Here is a 2,375-nt window from a genome sequence, read left to right as displayed (position 1 = left end):
GCTGATAACGGGCGAGCAGACGGGCGGCGTCTGGACCCGCACGAGTGGGACGGGTGGTAGCTTCAACGCGGCGGCGGGCACCTTTACACCTTCTTTGGGTGCAACGAGTTCGACGTTTACGTACACGATAACTGGTACAGCCCCTTGTGTCGATGATGCCTCGGTAGCTAACATAACGATTAATCCAAAGCCTAATGCAGGTGCAGATCAAGATTTGGCTTGTGTGGATGCGATCAATAATACTTTGGCAACCAGTACGACACTTTCCCCTATAACCCTAGGAGGAACTTGGATACAATTGGGGTCAAGTCCAACAACGGTTACCATCAGTGGTAATAATGTTTCAGGGATGACGGAAGCGGGTACTTATCAGTTTATTTATAGCGTTGAGGGCTGCAGTGATACGATGGCTGTTAATGTGAGACCTTGCGAAGGCTGTGTGAAGCCGAATGCAGGTTTGGATGTGACGGTATGTTCTCCTATGACAACTTCTAAGTTGACTGCGGTAACTACAGGAGGAACATGGGCATCCATAGGTATACCAGCTAATCCAGCGGTAGCAACCATAGATGCCAACGGTAACATTAGTGGTTTGAGTGTGAATGGTACTTACCGATTTGTCTATTCAGTAACTTCGGGAGGAGAAGTTTGTACAGATACTGTTCAAGTAATACGGGTGAACCCACCCGTCGTAGGACTTCCAGATTATGATATTTGCCCGGGCGAGACCTTAACCTTTGGCTTTCAGGGACAAACGGGGCTTACGTACTTATGGAATACAGGAGCAATAACGCCAACTATTAGTGTATCACCTACTACAACTACCACCTACAGCGTAACAGTAACTTCTACCAGTACGGGGTGTGCTTCAACAGACGAGGTGCAAGTAGTAGTGAATCCTAAGCCTAATGCAGGCCTAGACACCTTGATATGTGGCAGTACCTTAAAATTACCAGCCGCTTCTAGTGAACAAAGTTGGGCCTTCCTTTCATTCAATAATCCTAATAACCCAACCCAAACGGATGTAGCAACGATAGATGCCCAAGGCAATGTAAATGGTATGGATTTATCAGGGTTCTATCGTTTCGTATTGACTAATACAACCACCGAGTGCACTGATACGATACGAGTACAACGCAGAGTTGTAACCTTGCCAGAAATAATATTAGAACCAGTTTGCGAAGGAGCAACGGTAACCTTTGGCTACACCAACACCGCAGATTTTAGCTATGTATGGAATACAGGAGCAACAACGGCGACGATAACAGTGACAGCTACAACGACAAGTGATTATAGAGTGACTGCAACTGAAATCGCCACAGGATGCAGTGTACAAGATACGACAATCTTAACGGTGAAGCCAAAGCCAACTATTACCTTGATCAATGCTTCTTGTATAACGGGTGCTTCCAGCTACACGGTGAATTTAAGTGTTACGGCAGGGGCAATAGTAACCTCTAACGCAGGAATTGTGAGTGGCAGCGGAAGTAGTTATACCATCACAGTAGGCTCAGATACTACTTCCTTTACGGTACGTGCTACGCTGGATGGTTGTATCAGTACGCTGGTTGTTCAGAAACCCAACTGTGATTGTCCTACTATTCCAGCGCCAATTGCAGGAGCAAATCAGGTCTATTGCGAAGGAGCAACGATTCCAGCTTTGACTGTAAGTGTAGGCTCAGGTTTGACGGCCCGTTGGTATGCAAGTACAAGTAGTATGACAGTATTAGCGACAGGTACAAGCTATACACCGACATCGGTAGGTATTTACTATGCCGAAGCGTATCAAGTGATTGGTTTAGATACCTGTAAAAGTTTGACGCGTACTCCAGTAACGTTGACGCAGACACCTAAACCCAACGCTGGCATTGACACAACCTTGTTATGTAGCAATGGAAATGTTCCGACTAGCGTACAACTTATAGGTACATTGTCGGGAGGCACATGGGTGGCCAGGTCGGGTAATCCAACGGGAGCGACAATCAGCACGGCAGGCTTGGTGACATTGACCAATCCAGATGCACAAGGAAAGACGTTTGATTTTGTGTATACCAAAGATGGATGTAGTGATACAGTTAGTATCATAGTACCCACCTGTGTGCAGCCCGTGTTCGACTTAGCTTTGCGCAAGACGTTGGCCGTTGGCCAGAGCGCGAGCGTAGTTGCGGGCAGCACGGTGACGTTCACGATCACGGTGTTCAACCAAGGCAACGTAGATGCGACCAATATACAAGTAACGGATTACATCCCTGCGGGATTGACCTTGAACGATGCCAACTGGAGCGTGGTAGGAAGCACCGCGACTTTGAACACGGTGATTGCGAGTTTGGCGGCGGGCGCAAGCACGACGCGAGACATCACCTTCGTTGTCAGCA

General features: G+C 47.6%; 1 protein-coding gene. It reads left to right on the top strand.

The window, feature by feature from the left end; translation table 11 throughout:
- Positions 1 to 244 precede the first annotated feature (244 nt).
- Positions 245 to 2,375, top strand: a 2,131-nt coding sequence (locus tag DVG78_RS29960) for an Ig-like domain-containing protein (RefSeq protein WP_147277212.1), incomplete at its 3' end; no start/stop codon positions are given.

Source organism: Runella aurantiaca, assembly GCF_003339505.1.
GTDB lineage: Bacteria > Bacteroidota > Bacteroidia > Cytophagales > Spirosomataceae > Runella > Runella aurantiaca.
This window is presented reverse-complemented; position numbering and strand designations above follow the sequence as displayed.